The organism is Sulfuriferula sp. GW1 (genome assembly GCF_047300855.1).
Classification (GTDB): Bacteria; Pseudomonadota; Gammaproteobacteria; order Burkholderiales; family Sulfuriferulaceae; genus Sulfuriferula.
This window is the reverse complement of sequence record NZ_CP170197.1, coordinates 3,148,095-3,162,214: the sequence shown is the minus strand read 5'-3', so window position 1 is coordinate 3,162,214 and position 14,120 is coordinate 3,148,095. Positions and strand designations below refer to the sequence as shown.

General features: G+C 57.3%; 14 protein-coding genes. 8 read left to right on the top strand and 6 right to left on the bottom strand.

Annotation, left to right across the window (positions count from 1 at the left end):
- Together argA and ACFDAU_RS15510 are read right to left on the bottom strand one after the other, a co-directional pair.
- The gene (gene argA, locus ACFDAU_RS15515; protein WP_413437806.1) at positions 1-1,320 is read right to left on the bottom strand and encodes an amino-acid N-acetyltransferase; all 1,320 of its coding nucleotides are present in this window, start codon (positions 1,318-1,320) and stop codon (positions 1-3) included.
- Positions 1,321-1,379: 59 nt separating this feature from the next.
- The gene (locus tag ACFDAU_RS15510; protein ID WP_413437805.1) at positions 1,380-2,105 is read right to left on the bottom strand and encodes a 16S rRNA (uracil(1498)-N(3))-methyltransferase; all 726 of its coding nucleotides are present in this window, start codon (positions 2,103-2,105) and stop codon (positions 1,380-1,382) included.
- Positions 2,106-2,173: 68 nt separating this feature from the next.
- On the opposite strand from ACFDAU_RS15510, the gene ACFDAU_RS15505 reads away from it, so the two are divergent.
- From ACFDAU_RS15505 to fba, 8 genes are all read left to right on the top strand, one after another.
- Positions 2,174-2,734 (top strand): thioredoxin family protein, encoded by a 561-nt coding sequence (locus ACFDAU_RS15505; protein WP_413437804.1) that lies wholly within the window; start codon positions 2,174-2,176, stop codon positions 2,732-2,734.
- A 2-nt stretch (positions 2,735-2,736) separates the two neighbouring features.
- Positions 2,737-3,522: an inositol monophosphatase family protein gene (locus ACFDAU_RS15500; protein ID WP_413439557.1), complete on the top strand. Its 786-nt coding sequence runs from the start codon at positions 2,737-2,739 to the stop codon at positions 3,520-3,522.
- Positions 3,506-3,742, top strand: coding sequence for a hypothetical protein (locus ACFDAU_RS15495; RefSeq protein WP_413437803.1), 237 nt, complete (start codon positions 3,506-3,508; stop codon positions 3,740-3,742). The genes ACFDAU_RS15500 and ACFDAU_RS15495 overlap by 17 nt, the downstream gene beginning before the upstream one ends.
- 130 nt (positions 3,743-3,872) lie before the next feature.
- Positions 3,873-5,858 carry a transketolase gene (tkt, locus tag ACFDAU_RS15490; RefSeq protein WP_413437802.1) on the top strand — a complete coding sequence of 662 codons (1,986 nt, stop codon included), beginning with the start codon at positions 3,873-3,875 and terminating at the stop codon, positions 5,856-5,858.
- 76 nt (positions 5,859-5,934) lie between these two features.
- Entirely contained in the window at positions 5,935-6,933 is a 999-nt protein-coding gene (gap, locus tag ACFDAU_RS15485; protein ID WP_413437801.1) for a type I glyceraldehyde-3-phosphate dehydrogenase, read from the top strand.
- Positions 6,934-7,068: 135 nt separating this feature from the next.
- A complete protein-coding gene (locus ACFDAU_RS15480; protein WP_413437800.1) occupies positions 7,069-8,250 on the top strand; it encodes a phosphoglycerate kinase in 1,182 nt (393 codons plus the stop codon).
- 103 nt (positions 8,251-8,353) lie between these two features.
- On the top strand, positions 8,354-9,790 hold the full coding sequence (pyk, locus tag ACFDAU_RS15475) for a pyruvate kinase (RefSeq protein ID WP_413437799.1): 1,437 nt from the start codon (positions 8,354-8,356) through the stop codon (positions 9,788-9,790).
- 45 nt (positions 9,791-9,835) lie between these two features.
- Positions 9,836-10,900, top strand: a complete 1,065-nt coding sequence (fba, locus tag ACFDAU_RS15470; protein ID WP_413437798.1) for a class II fructose-bisphosphate aldolase — start codon at positions 9,836-9,838, stop codon at positions 10,898-10,900.
- Positions 10,901-10,961: 61 nt separating this feature from the next.
- Here fba and ACFDAU_RS15465 read toward each other — a convergent pair whose 3' ends face one another.
- Genes ACFDAU_RS15465 through ACFDAU_RS15450 form a run of 4 tightly spaced genes read right to left on the bottom strand, consistent with a single transcriptional unit; the run spans position 10,962 to position 13,967 of the window.
- Complete coding sequence (locus ACFDAU_RS15465; RefSeq protein WP_124706375.1) at positions 10,962-11,234, bottom strand: oxidative damage protection protein; 273 nt, start codon at positions 11,232-11,234, stop codon at positions 10,962-10,964.
- Positions 11,235-11,285: 51 nt separating this feature from the next.
- On the bottom strand, positions 11,286-11,837 hold the full coding sequence (locus ACFDAU_RS15460) for a hypothetical protein (protein WP_413437797.1): 552 nt from the start codon (positions 11,835-11,837) through the stop codon (positions 11,286-11,288).
- Positions 11,838-11,870: 33 nt separating this feature from the next.
- On the bottom strand, positions 11,871-12,779 hold the full coding sequence (gene gluQRS, locus ACFDAU_RS15455) for a tRNA glutamyl-Q(34) synthetase GluQRS (protein ID WP_413437796.1): 909 nt from the start codon (positions 12,777-12,779) through the stop codon (positions 11,871-11,873).
- 27 nt (positions 12,780-12,806) lie between these two features.
- Positions 12,807-13,967, bottom strand: coding sequence for a glycosyltransferase (locus tag ACFDAU_RS15450; protein WP_413437795.1), 1,161 nt, complete (start codon positions 13,965-13,967; stop codon positions 12,807-12,809).
- Between the last annotated feature and the right edge of the window lie 153 nt (positions 13,968-14,120).

Here is a 14,120-nt window from a genome sequence, read left to right as displayed (position 1 = left end):
TTATAGGGGTTTAACGAACACTTTGGAGCGGCGCTGGTAGTTATATAGTGCCTGTTTGCGGGTAGGCAACTCGCTGACGTCGACTTCTTTAAAGTCGCGCTCGATGAACCAGTGCGCTGTATGCGTGGTAAGGACAAACAGGCGTTTCAGTTTCAGCGCGCGTGCTTTTTTCTCGGCGGCTTCCAGTAGTACGTCGCCGCGGGATTTGCCGCGGTAATCGATATGCACGGCAAGGCAGGCCAGTTCGCCGGCGCGCTCATCGGCAAACGGATAGAGCGCAGCGCAGCCGATCAGCATGCCGTCGTGTTCCAGCACGATGAAGCGTTCGATTTCCATTTCCAGCCGCTCGCGCGAGCGCCGCACCAGCATGCCGTCTTCTTCCAGCGGACGGATCAGCTCCAGGATGCCGCCGACATCATCGATACTGGCCGGGCGCAGGGTTTCCAGCCGTGCCGGAGTGAGCATGGTGCCGATGCCGGCGTGCGTGAACAGTTCGGACAATAATGCGCCATCAACGTGACGGCTGATCAGATGGACGCGGGCGACGCCCTGCTTGCTGGCAGTGATGGCGCAGGGCAGATAAAAGCCCACGTCTTCGGGCAGGTTGCGTTTGGCGGCGACTATTTTTTCCGCTTCCGGCACGGTGAGTACGCGCAGCAGACCACCCCTGGCATTGTGCACACCCTCGGTTTCCATCAGGAAAATCAGCTTGTCTGCATCCAGCGCCAGGGCGGCTTTGGTGGCTACGTTTTCCAGTGACAGGTTGAATATTTCGCCAGTGGGTGAATAGCCAAGTGGCGACAGCAGTACGATGTCGTTGTCTTCCAGGCGCTGGCGGATGGCGGCAGCGTTGATCTTGCGAACTTCGCCGGTGTGCAGCAAATCCACCCCGCCGCGTACACCCAGCGGTCGGGCGGTGACAAAATTGCCACTGGCTACGCGGATGTCGGCGTTGGCCATCGGGCTGTTGGGAAGCCCCATCGACAGCAGCGCCTCGATCTCTACCCGCACCTCCCCGACCGCCTCTTTGACGCAAGCCAGTGCGGCATCGTCGGTCACGCGCAAGCCGTCGGCGTAACGAATCGCCGCATCGCGCTGGGTCAAATGTTCCTCCACCTGTGGGCGTACGCCATGCACCAATACCAAACGTACACCGAGACTATTGAGGAGATTGAGGTCATGCCCCAGGCGGGTGAACTGGCCGTCGCTTAGCACTTCGCCCCCAAAGGCAATAACAAAAGTCTTGCCGCGAAACGCGTGAATATACGGTGCGGCGGCACGAAACCAGTGGACGAAGGCGGAGGGCGGAGAGGTGGTCATACGGTTTGTTATTGATTTGGATGGATGTGCTTGAAGTGTATAACAAATGACGCGAGATGTTACAGGTCTCCCCACAGCGTCTGCATGGCGGCGAGCGCCGTCAGGGCAGCAGTTTCCGTGCGCAGTATGCGCGGCCCCAGACGGATCGGGATGAATCCGGCTGCGAGCGCCGCACTGTATTCATGCGCATCGAAACCACCCTCTGGTCCCGCCAGCATGGTAATGTCGCCGTCCGGCCGCGGCAGGCTATGCAGGGTGTGTTGCGCATCCGGTGCGAGCATCAGTTTGAATGGCGTCATGGCGGATTGCGCCAGGCCGACCGGCAAAGGAGCAATATCGGATACCTCGGGCACGCGGTTGCGCGCGCATTGCTCGCATGCGGCAATGACCAGGTTTTGCCAATGCGTGCGGCGCTTGTCGGCGCGCTCTCCAGACAATTTGACTACGCTGCGCGCGCAGGCGATCGGCTGAATCGCGTGTACCCCCAGTTCGACCGCCTTTTGCAGGGTGTAGTCCATGCGCTCGCCGCTGGAGATGCCTTGCGCCAGCGTGACGCGCAGCGTTGATTCGCGCTCCACGTTTTGCCACTCGCCCACACGCACTTCCACCTCGCGTTTGCCGATATGGTGAATGCTACTCATCCATTCGCCGCCCTGGCCATTGAACAGCGTTACCGAGTCGCCCACGGACAGCCGCAATACGCGTGCCGCATGATGCGCACTGGCATCCGGCAAGGTGATGAAGGTATCCGGAGCAAGCGTTTCAGGCAGGTAAAAGCGTGGCATGACGGCAAAAGCGGGTAAGGGTGCGTGATATGATAATGCGCATTGCATAGTAATTGGAGTCGAAATAAATGGTCAGTCTGCAAACACCGGTCTGCAATTTTGGCTGGAAAGCTCCGGATTTCGATCTGCCCGGCGTGGACGGCAAGCGTTACACGCTGCAAACCGCGATGGGCGAAAACGGCCTGCTGGTCATGTTCATCTGCAACCATTGTCCCTATGTACAGGCGATACGCCCGCGTCTCGTGCGCGATTGCCGCGAGCTGCGCGATCACCACGGCATCAACAGCATCGCCATCATGTCCAATGATCCGGCGGATTATGCGGAAGACAGCTTCGACAATATGCAAAAGGTCGCCGCCGAGTTTGAATTTCCCTTTCCTTATGTATTCGATGCAAGCCAGACCGTCGCACGTGCTTATGACGCAGTGTGTACACCGGATTTTTTCGGATTCAATCGCGGTTTTGAGTTGCAATACCGTGGCCGCTTTGACGCTTCACGCAAGGAAACCGCGCCGGAGGGTGTGCGCCGTGACTTGTTCGAAGCCATGAAGCAAGTGGCACAGACACAAAAAGGTCCGCTGGAGCAGATTCCCAGCATGGGTTGCTCGATCAAGTGGAAGTCAGAATAACTGTGCTGCAATCGGTCATTGAAATTGTCAAACACGTTGCCGAGGTCGAGGTGATGCCGCGTTATTTGAAAGTGGCGCATAGCCGCAAAGCGGATGGCAGTTTGTGTACCGAGGCTGATCTGGCCTGTCAGGTGGCACTGGTGCGCGAGTTGACGGGCCTCGCGCCCTATCCGGTGCTGGGCGAGGAAATGCCGGAGTCCGAACAGCGCATGCTGTGGATGGCAGGATCGGACGGGCTTTGGTGTATCGATCCCATCGACGGCACGTCCAATTTCGTCAATGGCGTGCCGTATTTCGCCGTATCCGTGGCGTTGATGAAAGCCGGGCGTAGCGTCATGGGGGTGATTTATGATCCGGTAGCCGATGAGATGTTTTATGCCGAAAAAGGCCAGGGCGCTTTTTTGAATGGGGAGCGGCTACCGATCAAGACGCGCTCGCCCGACTTGCGCCACAGTCTGGCCGGGGTCGAATTAAAACGCATCAGCGACGCCATCGCGACTCAGGTGGCGCTGCATCCACCATACAGCTCCCAGCGCAACTTCGGTGCCAGTACGCTGGATTGGTGTTACACCGCAGCAGGGCGGTTCGATGTGTATTTGCATGGCGGCCAGAAATTGTGGGACTACGCTGCTGGCTGCCTGATTATGGAAGAGGCAGGGGGGCAAATGTGTACCCTGGCTTGCGATGATTTCTGGGCTGATGACCTGTGGGAACGCCCGGTGGTGGCGGCCTTGGGAGTCGATTTGTTCGCGGAATGGAAGGCCTGGATACGTGCTGCGGATAAATGAATATGGCGGCTCAATTAAAAACTTTGATTCTCTCCAGCCCGATTTAAAAACCTTCGCGCAGCGCCTTAAAAACCGGGCATTTCCGGCCAAAAATTCGCGGCTTTCTCCGCCAATTCAGAAGCTTGGCTGGCTTGCCCAAATTGTCTGGGTCGGCCATAATCAAGAACTTTCACTGCATTTTTTACGTAAAGCAGTGACGTTACCCCGCTTAAGCATTTGAATTGTCTGGCTTGCGTGCACATCGCTGGCTACAAATATTCTGAACGCTCCCTCTTCGGGTATGCCGGTTGCAAGCCTGAGGGTCCGTTTTTGCAGCATTAAACGTATTTTTATCAACTAAGGAAGAAGCAATGGCAACTCGTACTGATCTCGCAAATGCTATCCGTGCGCTGTCCATGGATGCGGTGGAAAAGGCCAAGTCAGGCCACCCAGGAGCGCCCATGGGTATGGCGGAAATCGCCGAAGTGGTGTGGAACCACCATCTGCGCCACAACCCGGCCAACCCAAAATGGCCTGACCGCGACCGCTTCGTGCTGTCCAACGGCCATGGTTCGATGCTGTTGTATTCGTTGCTGCATCTGACTGGTTATGACCTGCCAATGGACGAGTTGAAGCGTTTCCGCCAGCTGCATTCGAAAACGCCCGGCCACCCTGAATATGGCTACGCTCCTGGTGTAGAAACCACGACAGGCCCGCTGGGCCAGGGTATTACCAATGCAGTGGGTATGGCGATGACGGAAAAGCTGCTGGCTGCCGAATTCAACAAGCCAGGTCACGAAATCGTCAACCACCACACCTACGTATTCCTGGGCGATGGCTGTTTGATGGAAGGCATCTCCCACGAATCCTGCGCGTTGGCCGGCACCTGGGGCCTGGGCAAGCTGATTGCATTCTGGGATGACAATGGCATCTCGATTGACGGTCACGTCGAAGGCTGGTTCACTGACGATACGCCCAGGCGTTTCGAGGCGTATGGCTGGCATGTGATCGCTGGCGTGGATGGACACGATGCCGTAGCGATAGAAGCTGCTGTTCAGGCTGCTAAAGCCGTGACCGACAAGCCCAGCCTGATCTGCTGCAAAACCATCATTGGTAAAGGCTCTCCCAACAAGGAAGGTACCCACGATGTGCATGGCGCTGCACTGGGCGCACAGGAGATCATCGATACGCGCAAGCATATCGGCTGGGATCACCCGGCGTTTGAAATTCCAGCTGATGTATATGAAGGTTGGGATGCCAGGACCAAGGGTGAGGGGCTGGAGAAGCTGTGGAACAACAAGTTCGCCGAATACGCTGCCGCTTTCCCGGCTGAGGCCGCCGAATTCAAGCGCCGCATGGCGGGCGATTTGCCAGCAAACTGGAATGAGCACTTGACCCAGGCTATTGCTGCCATCAATGCCAAGGGCGAAACCGTCGCCACACGCAAGGCTTCGCAAATCGCCATCAATGCCTTGGCACCGGCGCTGCCGGAGTTCCTCGGCGGTTCTGCCGATCTGACCGGTTCCAACCTGACCAACTGGACCGGCTGCCATCACGTCCACGGCAACAGCATCGGCAACTACATTTCTTACGGGGTGCGCGAGTTCGGCATGTCCGCCATCATGAACGGCATGGCGCTGCATGGCGGCGTGCTGCCGTTCGGCGGCACCTTCCTGATGTTCTCCGAATACGCGCGCAATGCGTTGCGTATGGCGGCATTGATGAAGCAGCGCGTGATCTGGGTATTTACCCACGATTCCATCGGTCTGGGTGAAGACGGCCCGACGCACCAGCCGGTTGAGCAAACCGCCACCTTGCGCATGATTCCGAACATGGACGTATGGCGTCCATGCGATACCGTGGAAACCATTGTTGCCTGGGGGCAGGGCGTGGAAAAACACGACGGCCCGACCAGCCTGATCCTGAGCCGCCAGAACCTGGCATTCATGCAGCGCGACGCAGCTACCATCGCCAACATCGCCAAGGGCGGTTATGTGTTGAAAGACGCAGCCAATGCCAAGGTGGTGCTGATCGCTACGGGCTCGGAAGTCGAACTGGCAGTCAAGGCGCAGGAAGCGCTGGCGGCCGAAGGGATTGCCGCGCGTGTGGTGTCGATGCCTTGCACCAGCGCGTTTGATCGTCAGGATGCCGCTTATAAGGACAGCGTACTGCCCAAGGGTGTGGTGCGCGTGGCCGTTGAGGCAGGCTCTACGGATGGCTGGTACAAGTATGTCGGTCTGGATGGCGCAGTGCTGGGCATGCATAGCTTCGGCGAATCGGCCCCTGCACCGGATCTGTTCAAGCATTTCGGCTTCACCGTGGAAAATCTGGTGAAAACCGTCAAGAGCGTAATGTAACGGCAATACCATTGCCAGGGTGCGTAAACCCCTGGCGGCGAGAGGATTCTTCTTTTTATACTGGAGGCGGTAAATTATGACTATTAAGGTTGGTATCAACGGTTTTGGCCGCATTGGCCGCATGGCGTTCCGCGCAATTGCCAAAGATTTCCCGGGTATCGAGGTGGTTGCGATCAACGATCTGCTCGACCCTGAGTACCTCGCGTACATGCTCAAATTCGACTCCGTGCATGGTCGTTTCAATGGCGACGTGGCCGTTGATGGCAATAACCTGATGGTCAATGGCAAAAAAATCCGTTTGACTGCCGAACGCGATCCGAGCAACCTGAAATGGGGTGAAGTCGGCGCTGATATCATTATCGAATCGACCGGTTTTTTCCTGACCAAGGAAACCTGCCAGGCGCACCTCAATGCGGGCGCCAAAAAAGTCGTGCAATCTGCGCCTTCCAAGGACGACACCCCGATGTTCGTGTATGGCGTCAACCACACCAAATATGCGGGTGAGGCGATTGTTTCCGCTGCTTCCTGCACCACCAACTGCCTGGCACCGGTCGCCAAAGTGTTGAATGACAATTGGGGCATCAAGCGCGGCCTGATGACGACCGTGCATGCGGCTACGGCAACTCAAAAAACCGTTGACGGCCCGTCCAGCAAGGATTGGCGCGGTGGTCGCGGCATCCTGGAAAACATCATTCCATCGTCCACCGGCGCGGCCAAGGCGGTCGGTGTGGTGCTGCCGGAATTGAAAGGCAAGCTGACCGGTATGGCGTTCCGTGTACCGACTTCCGACGTGTCGGTGGTGGATCTGACCGTGGAACTCAACAAGGAAGCCACTTACGCCGACATTTGCGCGGCGATGAAATCCGCGTCCGAAGGCGCCCTCAAAGGCGTACTGGGTTACACCACTGAAAAAGTGGTTTCCACCGATTTCCGTGGCCATTCGGCACCTTCAGTGTTCGACGCTGAAGCGGGCATTGCGCTGGATGCCACTTTCGTCAAAGTCGTGGCCTGGTATGACAATGAATACGGCTATACCTGCAACATGCTGCGCTTTGTGCAACACGTAGCGAAATAATCAACAGCAGGCGGCAAGTCAAGACTGGCGCAAGCACCATTGCGTTTGTTTGGCTTGCCCTTGTGCTTTAACGATGTGAGCTTTAAGGCCTGGGGTGCTCCCAGCCCTTAAACCTTACTTCTCTGGAGAATTACCATGACAGTAATCCGTGTTACAGACCTTGATCTCAAAGGAAAACGTGTTTTCATTCGTGCCGACATGAATGTGCCGGTCAAAGACGGCAAGGTTACTTCGGACGCACGCATCACGGCGTCCATGCGTACCATAGAGCATTGCCTCAGGGCCGGTGCAAAAGTCATGGTTACGTCCCATCTTGGACGTCCGACCGAAGGCGAGTACTCCGAAGACAATTCGCTCAAGCCGGTAGGCGATGTGCTCAGCGCCAAATTGGGTAAACCGGTGCGCTTGATCAAAGACTGGATCGACGGGGGGTTTGCCGTCGCCGAAGGTGAGGTGGTGCTGCTGGAAAACGTGCGCTTCAACAAAGGCGAGAAAAAGAGCCTGGACGAAACCGCGAAGAAATACGCCAAGTTGTGTGACGTGTTCGTGATGGATGCTTTCGGTACGGCGCACCGTGCAGAAGCTTCGACACATGGCATTGCCAAGTTTGCACCGGTAGCGGCCGCAGGCATCCTGCTGACCGAAGAACTGGAGGCGCTGACCAAGGCGCTGCTCAGCCCGGCGCGCCCCATGGTTGCGATCGTGGGCGGCTCCAAGGTGTCCACCAAGCTGACTGTGCTGGAAGCATTGTCTGAAAAAGTGGACCAGATGGTAGTGGGCGGTGGTATCGCCAATACCTTCCTCAAGGCTACCGGCAAGAACGTCGGAAAGTCCCTGTGCGAGGATGATCTGGTTCCAGTCGCCCAGGCACTGATGAAGAAAATGACCGCACGAGGGGCCACCATACCTATTGCCGTCGATGTAGTGTGCGGCAAGAAATTCGACGCCAATGAACCCGCCGTGCTCAAAGACGCCGGTGCCGTGGCGGACGACGACATGATTTTCGACATTGGTCCTAAATCAGCTCAGGAACTGGTAGATATCATCATGAAGGCTGGTACAGTAGTATGGAATGGCCCGGTCGGCGTGTTCGAGTTCGATCAGTTTGGCGAGGGCACCAAGAAAATCGCCGAAGCGATTGCTAATACCAGCGCCTTTACCTTGGCTGGTGGTGGCGATACGATTGCGGCAATACAAAAATACGATATCTACGACAGGGTATCTTATATCTCCACCGCTGGAGGCGCGTTCCTGGAGTTTCTGGAAGGCAAGAAATTGCCTGCCGTTGAAATCCTGGAGCAACGCGCAGCAGGCTAAATCCATTAACGGCGTTTGGCTAATTTCGGACGTCATGATGCAGGCAGAATATTCAGCCTGCTGATGGTGTCTTGACTGGTCCTTTTTCAGAGTAAATAAATTCATGATACGCAGAACAAAAATCGTCGCCACACTCGGCCCCTCATCCAATGACCCCAAAGTCCTGGACAAAATGATGGAGGCGGGCGTGGACGTAGTGCGTCTCAATTTTTCGCATGGTATCGCCCAGGACCATATCGATCGCGCCGAGATGGTGCGTTCGCTGGCGCGGACCCGGGGTCGTGCGGTGGGCGTGCTGGTTGACCTGCAGGGCCCGAAAATCCGTGTCGGCAAATTCGCCGACGGCAAGATCACGCTGCAGGCCGGTGACCGTTTCGTGCTCGACGCCACGTGCGAAATGGGCACCCAGGAACGTGTGGGACTTGACTACAAGGATCTGCCCAGAGATCTGGAACGCGGCGCCACGCTGTTGCTGGACGATGGCCGGATCGAAATGTGGGTGGAAGAGGTCAAGGGCTCGGAAATCATCTGCAAGGTGATACAAGGGGGGGTGCTCTCCAACAATAAAGGCATCAACCGCAAGGGTGGGGGGTTGTCCGCCGCCGCGCTGACTGAAAAAGACATTGAAGATATCAAGACCGCCGCGGCACTGAAGGCGGATTATGTGGCGATTTCCTTCCCACGCTCCGCTGCCGATATGCAGCTTGCGCGCAACCTGCTGCGGGCGGCGGGCGGTCACGGCATGCTGGTGGCCAAAATCGAACGGGCTGAAGCGATTCCGGCGCTGGAAGAAATTCTCGACGCATCCGATGCCATCATGGTGGCGCGCGGCGATCTCGGTGTAGAAGTCGGCGACGCTGCAGTGCCTGCCCTGCAAAAGAAAATGATCCGCATGGCGCGCCAGCGTAACAAACTGGTCATTACCGCCACGCAGATGATGGAATCCATGATATCCAGCCCGATACCGACGCGCGCCGAGGTTTCCGACGTGGCCAACGCTGTGCTGGATGGCACCGATGCCGTGATGCTGTCGGCCGAGACGGCCGCAGGCATGTATCCGGTGGAGGCGATTGCCGCCATGGATCGCGTGTGTTGCGAGGCGGAAAAAGAAATCGAACGTGATTTTGTCAATTTGCGGATCAATAAAAATTTCAGCCGGAAAGATGAATCTGTGGCGATGGCAGCCATTTTTACCGCGACGCATCTGCCCAATGTGCGTGCCATTGCGGCGCTGACCCAGTCCGGGAGTACCTGTCTGTGGATGTCGCGCATGAGCACGGGCGTACCGATCTACGCCTTGACACCGGAAGTGGAAACCCGTAGAAAAGTTACCTTGTATCGGGGCGTTTACCCGGTCAATTTCCAGACCGATTCCAAGGATCGGGATCAGTTGCTGATCGAAGCGGAAGATGAGTTGCGCCGCCGCGGTGCAGTGCGCGACGGTGATTTGATCGTGCTTACCATAGGTGAACCGATCGGTGAATCCGGAGGTACCAACACCATGAAGATTGTGACGGTCGGTGAGCACAAGAAAGCTTAAAGTTTTTCAGGATTTGCAGTCTATTTATTAACCAAGGAGAAAATCATGGCACTTGTATCCCTGCGCCAACTGTTGGATCATGCCGCTGAAAACGGCTATGGTCTGCCCGCATTCAACGTCAACAACCTGGAACAAGTCCAGGCCATCATGGAAGCCGCAGATGAATGCGGCAGTCCGGTTATCATGCAGGCCTCTGCCGGTGCGCGCAAGTATGCTGGCGCCAGCTTTCTGCGGCATTTGATCACCGCTGCGGTCGAAGCTTATCCGCATATCCCCATTGTCATGCACCAGGACCACGGCGCCAGCGCCCCGGTATGCATTCGTTCCATCACCGACGGCTTCTCTTCGGTGATGATGGACGGCTCCCTGCAGGAAGATGCCAAGACCCCGGCCAGCTATGAATACAACGTCGAGATCACCCGCAAAGTGGTGGATATCGCCCATGCCGTAGGTGTTTCCGTGGAAGGCGAACTGGGTTGTCTGGGTTCACTGGAAACCGGCATGGCCGGTGAGGAAGACGGTAGTGGCGCTGAAGGCATGCTGGATCATTCACAATTGCTGACCGACCCGGAAGAGGCCGCCGATTTCGTCAAGAAAACCGGCGTGGATGCGTTGGCTATCGCGATTGGTACTTCGCACGGCGCATACAAATTCACCCGTCCACCTACCGGCGACATCCTCGCCATTGGCCGGATCAAGGAAATCCACGCACGTATCCCCAACACGCACCTGGTGATGCACGGCTCTTCCTCGGTGCCGCAGGAATGGCTGAAAATCATCAACGACTTCGGCGGCGACATGGGTGAAACCTACGGTGTGCCGGTGGAAGAAATCATCGAAGGCATCAAGCATGGCGTGCGCAAAGTCAATATCGACACTGACCTGCGCATGGCATCCACGGGTGCGGTGCGCAAGTTCCTGGCGGAAAACAAAAAGGAATTCGATCCGCGTAAATTCCTGATTGCTTCCACCAAGGCCATGAAGGCTATTTGTAAAGCGCGCTACGAAGCCTTCGGCAGCGCAGGTCAGGCGACCAAGATCAAGCCGGTAGATCTGGAAAAAATGGCTGCAAGATATGCCAAGGGCGAACTGGCTGCAATTATCAAGTAAAATCTTCCATACCCAGTAAAAAAGGCAGCCCAGGCTGCCTTTTTTACTGATGACGAGAAGCTTACTTGGCAGGTGGCACGTAACCGGCAGCCACATCCGCACCTTCACCGAAGAAATATTTCTCCACCTGCTCGATCAAATATTTACGCGCTTTGGCATCAGCCAAATTCAGGCGATTTTCGTTCACCAGCATGGTTTGCTGTTTGATCCAGCCGGCCCAGGCTTCTTTCGATACATTCTCATAGATACGCTGGCCCAGCGCGCCAGGCATCGGTGGAAAGTCCAGTCCATCGGCTTCGCGCCCCAGTTTGATACAATTTACGGTTCTTGCCATTGCCATTGCTCCTTACGAAAAACGTGCCCTGATGATAGCGGAATCGTCAGATCAATGCACGTTGTAGCGCGCCAGTTCATCCACCAATTTGGCGATCAGATCGCGGCCGTTTGCGCTCATGCCGCGAGCGAGCAGATCCACATCGCGCTCACCGTTGACCAGGCGTCGCAGGCTGCCGCCAAGTCGGCCCATATCGCCGCCCACTTTGACCATCTGTTCGGCCATGTCTGCCAATGCAGAAAGCGCCGGCACATCGCCCGTTGCCGCGGCATGAATCATCCCCGCCAGCCCCGGTGCGGCGGCACTGGGGTCAGGCTGCTGATTCGGATCGGGCAAGGTGGCGGGATCCTGAATCCCGCGCAGGATCGCCTCGACGATAATACGGTCATCGTCGTCCAGCCCTGCATACACACTACTATCACGCTTGCCGGCAAGAACCTGGCGCACCGCCATCACCATCGCCCCCCAGCCTTGCAGTTCAGCCTGCGTAAGCATCTGCTGGGTTTGTGGCATCAACTCCGGCTTGTGACAGGCCGTGGCAATGGCGTGTATAAACTGTGCGTAAGTCTGGATCACCTGCTGGGTACGTTCGGGCAAAGCCATGTCGGATTCCTTTCGGGTACAAAGAATATCACGTCATACCACCATGGAACCTGTCCCGCTGCCCGCACGCAATCGCTGTGGTGGACGCCAGACAGGCACTGCCCAGGCCCAGAACTCATCCAGCGTACCCACTTCATCCGGTACCGGGTGACTCAGAAATTCCATCGCCCGGCGCAACTCGGGAAGCGGATTGAGGGGGTTCAGTGCTGCAGCGTTGGTCTGTTTGGAAAGTTTTTGCCCGGTTGCGTTCACTGCAACAGGCAGATGCACATAGCATGGGGTGGGCAGGTGCAGTAAATTCTGCAGGTATATCTGACGCGGGGTGGAAGCAAGCAGGTCAGCGCCACGCACCACTTCGGTCACACCCAGCTGCGCATCATCCACCACGACGGCAAGCTGGTAGGCAAAGATTCCGTCGGCACGCAGCACCACAAAATCTCCCAGATCGTCTTGTAAACGCTGACATATGCGGCCTTGCAGCAGGTCATCGAAACAAACCGGAGTGGTATCGGTACGCACGCGCTGTGCACGAACGCGCCTGCCAGGCGGCACGCCGTCGCGGCAAGTGCCGGGATAAACCGTACCTTCGATGCCGCGTAAACTGGAGTCGGCGATCTCGCGCCGGGTACAGGCGCAGCCATATGCCATTCCTGCGGCCTGCAATTGATCCAGGGCAGCCCGGTAAGCAGGCAGCCGTTGCGACTGATACACCACCGCGCCCTCCCATTCGAAACCGAACTGCTCCAGCGTGTGCAGAATATTGACCGCCATACCGGGCATGCAACGCGGGGTGTCGAGATCTTCCATGCGCAGGTGCCATTGCCCATGATTCGTTCTGGCTTGCAAATAACTACCGAGAGCAGCCACCAGCGAGCCAAAATGCAGCGGCCCGGTAGGCGAAGGAGCGAAGCGGCCGATGTAGGGTGACTTTGCGTGTGCCATGCGCGTCATTATCGCGCACATGGCGATCTATTTGGTGTGGCGTGCCAGCACTTCCCGGTAAAAATCCAGTATCTGCCGTGCCATCTGCGGAGCGCTCAAGTCTTGCGCATGCTGCTTTGCTTCACTGCTCAATCGTGCCCGCAAAGCTTTATCAGCCAGTACTTCGCGCAATGTCGCGGCAAATGCCCTGGGTTCATCCTCGGCCACGCGACAACCGCGCCCGGCAGCCAGAATATCGCGCGTACCCATCACCGCTGTGGATACCACCGGCACGCCCAGTGCCATGGCTTCGAGCAGCACCAGCCCCTGGGTTTCAGTGCGTGAGGCAAACACGAAGGCATCGCCCGCACAGTAGCATGCAGGCAATTCAGTGCCGCGCTCCAGGTAGCCGACGAACAGTACATTGTGCGCGAGCCCGAGCGCCGCCACTTCTCGTTTGAGCCTGGACTCGGCCGGGCCTTCGCCCGCAATCACCAGTAGCGCGTCGGGCAGGCTGTGGCGCAATTCAGCCATCACGGCCAACAAAAATCCGATATTTTTCTCGAACGCAACACGACCCACATACACGGCCACCGGACGTTCTGGAGCAATGCCGTGTTGCCTGCGGAATGCCGCGCCGTCGCACGCACTGAAATCCGCCAGATCAATGCCGGTGGGGATGATTTTGCTGAATGCCCGCACCCCATACCTGTCAAGTGCCTCGCCCATGGCGATGGACGGCAGTACCAGCCCGTCTACCTGGCTGCATTGCTTGCGCGAAAAAAACCGCGCCAGATAACGCATCACCGCTTTCGGCAGGAACGGCACGTAGTGGTACAGGTATTCTTCGAAAAAGGTATGGTAGGTTTCCACACAGGGGATATTGAAGGCGCGTGCCAGACGCAGGCCGGTGTAGTGAGCGAAGAACGGCGTGTGGATGTGTACCAGATCGAAATGCTGTCCGGCCAGCGCTTCCGGCAACCGTCGCAAGGCGCGCCGCGACATCATGCGATCTTCCGGGTCCAGCAGAACCCTGCGCCCGGGGATGCGCAAAATGTCCGCCTGCGCCGTCTCGTGCATGTCATAAGCCGGTGCCACCAGCGTCACCTTGTGACCGAGTGCCAGCAACTCGCGGCGCAGGGTCATGATCGATGTGGACACACCGTTCACGCGCGGAAAATACACGTCCGAGACCATCAGAATATTCACGTCACCACTCCAGCGCAGCGCGATGGGCGGGAACGCCGCATTCGCCTGCAACCGTTTTGTAGCAAAGCAACGTGACGTGCGTGTGACAGTGTGTTTAAGCGCGGTGAGTGCTGCGGCATGGCAGGGCTTGCCTGCTCATGCGTTGGAGCATGG

What these genes read in the sequence shown, in the direction of transcription:
- gluQRS (WP_413437796.1), bottom strand. Translation starts at nt 12,779, where the DNA reads ATGGCACACGCAAAGTCACCCTACATCGGCCGCTTCGCTCCTTCGCCT.
- ACFDAU_RS15460 (WP_413437797.1), bottom strand. Translation starts at nt 11,837, where the DNA reads ATGGCTTTGCCCGAACGTACCCAGCAGGTGATCCAGACTTACGCACAG.
- fba (WP_413437798.1), top strand. Translation starts at nt 9,836, where the DNA reads ATGGCACTTGTATCCCTGCGCCAACTGTTGGATCATGCCGCTGAAAAC.
- argA (WP_413437806.1), bottom strand. Translation starts at nt 1,320, where the DNA reads ATGACCACCTCTCCGCCCTCCGCCTTCGTCCACTGGTTTCGTGCCGCC.
- gap (WP_413437801.1), top strand. Translation starts at nt 5,935, where the DNA reads ATGACTATTAAGGTTGGTATCAACGGTTTTGGCCGCATTGGCCGCATG.
- ACFDAU_RS15480 (WP_413437800.1), top strand. Translation starts at nt 7,069, where the DNA reads ATGACAGTAATCCGTGTTACAGACCTTGATCTCAAAGGAAAACGTGTT.
- tkt (WP_413437802.1), top strand. Translation starts at nt 3,873, where the DNA reads ATGGCAACTCGTACTGATCTCGCAAATGCTATCCGTGCGCTGTCCATG.
- ACFDAU_RS15505 (WP_413437804.1), top strand. Translation starts at nt 2,174, where the DNA reads ATGGTCAGTCTGCAAACACCGGTCTGCAATTTTGGCTGGAAAGCTCCG.
- pyk (WP_413437799.1), top strand. Translation starts at nt 8,354, where the DNA reads ATGATACGCAGAACAAAAATCGTCGCCACACTCGGCCCCTCATCCAAT.
- ACFDAU_RS15510 (WP_413437805.1), bottom strand. Translation starts at nt 2,105, where the DNA reads ATGCCACGCTTTTACCTGCCTGAAACGCTTGCTCCGGATACCTTCATC.
- ACFDAU_RS15465 (WP_124706375.1), bottom strand. Translation starts at nt 11,234, where the DNA reads ATGGCAAGAACCGTAAATTGTATCAAACTGGGGCGCGAAGCCGATGGA.